This window comes from Paramuribaculum intestinale (assembly GCF_003024925.1).
Lineage (GTDB): Bacteria > Bacteroidota > Bacteroidia > Bacteroidales > Muribaculaceae > Paramuribaculum > Paramuribaculum intestinale.
This window is the reverse complement of the sequence record NZ_PUED01000185.1, coordinates 1-4,394: the sequence shown is the minus strand read 5'-3', so window position 1 is coordinate 4,394 and position 4,394 is coordinate 1. Positions and strand designations below refer to the sequence as shown.

At 42.9% G+C, this 4,394-nt stretch carries 4 protein-coding genes; all 4 read left to right on the top strand.

What is annotated here, in order from left to right; all coding sequences use genetic code 11:
* Nucleotides 1-368: 368 nt before the first annotated feature.
* Nucleotides 369-755 (top strand): hypothetical protein, encoded by a 387-nt coding sequence (locus C5O24_RS11070; protein ID WP_107681829.1) that lies wholly within the window; start codon nucleotides 369-371, stop codon nucleotides 753-755.
* A 357-nt stretch (nucleotides 756-1,112) separates the two neighbouring features.
* Nucleotides 1,113-2,549 (top strand): tyrosine-type recombinase/integrase, encoded by a 1,437-nt coding sequence (locus tag C5O24_RS11065; protein WP_107681828.1) that lies wholly within the window; start codon nucleotides 1,113-1,115, stop codon nucleotides 2,547-2,549.
* A gap of 53 nt (nucleotides 2,550-2,602) precedes the next feature.
* On the top strand, nucleotides 2,603-3,577 hold the full coding sequence (locus tag C5O24_RS11060) for a virulence RhuM family protein/type II toxin-antitoxin system death-on-curing family toxin (protein WP_107681827.1): 975 nt from the start codon (nucleotides 2,603-2,605) through the stop codon (nucleotides 3,575-3,577).
* Nucleotides 3,578-3,765: 188 nt separating this feature from the next.
* Nucleotides 3,766-4,356, top strand: a complete 591-nt coding sequence (locus C5O24_RS11055) for a hypothetical protein (RefSeq protein ID WP_107035586.1) — start codon at nucleotides 3,766-3,768, stop codon at nucleotides 4,354-4,356.
* The last annotated feature ends 38 nt before the right edge of the window (nucleotides 4,357-4,394 follow it).

The window sequence follows — 4,394 nt, the reverse complement described above, 5'->3', positions numbered from 1 at the left end:
CCTCAACAATTATTTCGACTTGCGGAAAATCTCCGCATCTCAAAATAATTCAGAAAATAAATCATCGGTTGGCTCAGTTAGCGGCTTAGCCAAGACTGAACAACCTCAAATTTTACCGAATCATTGTTAAGTAAAAACGCACAAAAATCGCGGAAAAATCGCCTTGATGGTTGTCTGATGTTGCTTTGATGGCTATTTGTTGGCGTTTTGTTGGTCATAAAATTAAGTAATTTGTTATAATATACTGATATACAGATTAAAATAAGCGCATTTTGTTGGCTGTAATCGTAGCTCGTTTTGTCACGTCAGCCACAATGAGTAAATTTGCAGTCGGAATACACTAAAAATCAATCATAAATAACACTACAATGAAGCATTTTATCAAGATGGCAATCGCCCTTATTCTGGGCGTGGTCGCACTTGGCTTTCAGTCGTGCGGAAGCGACGATGACGAGCCGGATGCAAAGGTTTACGCTACGGTTTCTGACATTCAGGGAACATGGCACGGAACGCTGGACGGATTCTATTACCGTTTTACCTTTGATGGCGACAACTACTCGTACAATCAGATGAACGTGGCCGACAACAACATCACCGCGTCTTCAAGCGGAACGTTTGCCATCAAAGACCACAAAATCGTTTTCTCCGGCGGTAAGAATGAAGTGCCGTGGAGCGACGAGGAAATCTTCTGGACTAACAACACGAAGAATTATCTTCAAATAGGGCAATACTTGAGCCTATCCCCCGGAAAGTAAAAATCCGTCAACATCGACGTATGGGCGCATCGGTCATCACGACCGGTGCGTTTTTTGTTGTATCAATGTTGTATCAATTTCCAGACAAGCCGATAAAACAAATTTGGCAATGTGTTGATGTTACGCGGAATAGAAATTATTGTCGTGGTGCCACCAGCAATATAAACGTTAAATTTTTATCAATCGGATTAAATTCAATTATATACTAATATACTGATATTAAGCCGAATTAAACAATTTTCAATTTAGCCACATAGCGGCTGTTTTAGAAATTATAGTGACTATTGTAGTGACTATTCAGGAATAGTCACTAACTTTGCAGTGTCCGATTCATAAGGGAATCGAACCTTGGATTCTATGGCAAAATCTCTTTCCCGGTTCTTCATCCGCAAGCAGGACGAGAAGAACGAAATCGCAACTCTTTTCTTTAGGGTGCAGAACAAGAAACACAAAGTCGATACGCTCTTTTCCTCTCAGATACGTGTGAATGTTGCAGAGTGGAAAGAGGCTTTGTCGTGTCCTGAAAAATGGATGCGACATCAAAGGACGAACTTCAATCTACACGACTCTCTCAATAGGATTGAACTGGTAGTGAAGTCGGAAGTCGAGGGCATGTCTTTCGACAAGTCACATGTTGAGGCCGAGATCCTCTCTATCGCCAATCCGAAGAAAGCAGAAGCCAGAATGAAAGCTAAGCGTGAAGAGGAGGAACGGCAACGCGAGGAAGAACGCATAAAGGAAGAGCAGGAGCGTCTGATAAAGGAGGGCATCGATGCTGAACGCGCCAAAATATGGAATTTCATAGACCGATTTTGCAATGAAATCAAGAGCGGTGCCAGGCTTAATGGTCATGACAGATATGCGCCCGGCACTGTGAAGGCATGGAATAGCTTTCGGAAGCTGTATGACTTGTTTGACAGAAAGCATCGCTACACATGGCATGATGTAGACCGTGCGTTCGTCACCAAATTCCTGAATTTTATGGAGAAGAAAGATTATATGGTGACTGCGCAGAATAAATATCTGGTCGATCTCCGCGCAATCATCAGCTATGCCTATGCCGACGGAATACACGACAATGACCGCGCCCTGCAATATTTCGCAAAAAAGAAAATTGAAGAGAAAGACAAGGCTATTGAAATATACCTTACCGAAGCAGAGCTTCAGGCATTGTATGAAATGCCACTGTCAGGCAAGCAGGAAGAGGTGCGCGATATATTTCTTGTCGGGTGCTACACCTGTCAGCGCGTGAGCGATTACAACGACATTGACAAGGATTGTTTCACCACTACAGCCAAAGGAACACCGGTAATACGCCTCATTCAGAAGAAAACCCGCAACGAGGTAAAGATTCCTATAATGAATCCCAACCTAAAGGCTATATGCGAAAAATACAACTACAATCTCCCTTATGTTGTTGACGTGATACTCAACCGCTACATAAAGGAGATTCTGAAGGAGTTGTCCGATAAAGTGCCCGACTTAGCCAAGATGGTAGTAACCAAACTTACTCAAAAGCAGAAGAAACTGGTGGAGGACGGCAAGCTCGTTGTCGAGCACAACGAAAAGGGAGAGGTGATAATGCCTTGCTACAAGTGCGTGACAACCCACACAGCCCGCCGTAGCGGAATCACAAACATGTACCTCACCCACAAATACTCCATAGTCCAGATGATGCACGTCAGCGGCCACAAAACTCAAAAGACCTTCATGGACTATATCAAGCTCTCCTCCGACGAAATCGCCGACGAGATTGACGCAATCGCTAATGGCGCAAAATCCGAAGTATTTTGACTATTATTACTCGGAAACAGCTACAAATCAAAATATAAATTGTAATTTTGAATATGGAAACAAATAATTCACAGCTCGTAATCTATCAGGCGCCGGACGGAAATATGTCGATTGATGTGACAGTTCAGAATGATACCGTATGGCTGAGCCAAGGGCAGATGGCCGAACTCTTTGACAAAGATCAGTCAGTTATTGCCCGCCACATCTCTAATGTTTTCAAGGAAGGCGAGCTGGAGAAAGAGAGTAATATGCAAATTTTGCATAATACTCTGTCGAAGTACAAACCGACTCAGGTTTACAGCCTTGATGTTATTATCTCTGTTGGCTATCGCGTTAAATCCAAACGTGGTACTCAATTCCGCATCTGGGCAAATAAGATATTGAAGCAGTATCTTCTTCAAGGCTATGCCATAAACGAGCGGGTAGCTGCACAGAAATATGACGAGCTTAGTCAGTTGATAAAAGTGCTCGGCCGCACAATCCAAAATCAGGAAAGGCTTACGGAGGACAGCCGTTCATTGCTCGATGTTGTTGTCGATTACACATACGCCCTCGACACTCTTGACCGCTACGACTATCAGGAACTGAAGATCGAGGACACCACCGGTAAAGAGTCGTTTCATGCCACTTACGAAAACGCCATGGAAGTCATCCGCGAGTTACATGAGAAATTCGGTGGCAGCACATTGTTCGGCAACGAAAAGGACGATTCCTTCAAAAGCTCCATTGGTCAGATTTACCAGACCTTCGGTGGCGTTGACCTATATCCCTCAGTGGAGGAAAAAGCTGCCATGCTCCTGTACCTTGTTACCAAAAACCACTCATTCAGCGACGGCAACAAACGCATTGCCGCAACTCTATTCCTGTGGTTTCTCAACGGCAACGGCATTCTCTACAACGGAGACGGCACCAAACGCATCGCCGACAACACACTCGTTGCCCTCACCCTGATGATAGCCGAAAGCCGCACTGAGGAAAAGGACACAATGGTAAAAGTCATCGTCAACCTAATCAACAAGAACAACTGAGGATAAGACGAAACAACACCCGAAATATGCACGGCTTAACGACTTCATGCCGAGGATTGACCTGTCGGTGCTGAATGATTATGTAACGGCTAATCTCCGCGCTGATTTTCATACTCGTTTGGGACATTTGTCACATCGAATGTCGATTATTAGTTGTAACTTTGCTTAATTACAGATAATAGACTCAAATGAAACTGCTAAGAGCCTTATTTTACCAATATTATTGGTGGCAGAAGCGCAAAGAAAATGATGAATCCTTTGCGCATGCTTTGGCTGTGCTATGTCTTTTGGTTCCTCTATTTGGTATAGTAGGTTTTATAGCAATTTTTGCTGACGTGACAGGGCTTGTCATTTTGCAGAAGTATGATATAAAAATGGTCATTTTTACTATGTTCATTCTCGGATTAGCGGTATCATGGTGGCTGTTTTTGAGAAGAAAACAATATAAAATAATAGACCAAGAGCATGATATTTATGATAAGCCTATATATAAAACGCTCGCAATCTTATATCCAATCCTTTCCGCAATACTTTTCTTTATTGGATTATATATCGGCTATTTACATAACAGTGAAGCGGAACATATTGAAAGCATACACATTAGAGCCGAAGATGCTACACCCACTATTGACAGCATCAAAGGTAAAAATGTCTATGTCAGTTATCGTAAATTCCCCGGCGGTGACTCCATTCTTCCCTACGATAGGGTTATGTTAGGCGAGTCACTTATTGACCATGACAAACTGAAGTTCAATTACCATTTCAGAAATATCAAGTAAAAGTTGAGAAATATATGACAGCAGCCCAATTTGTAACC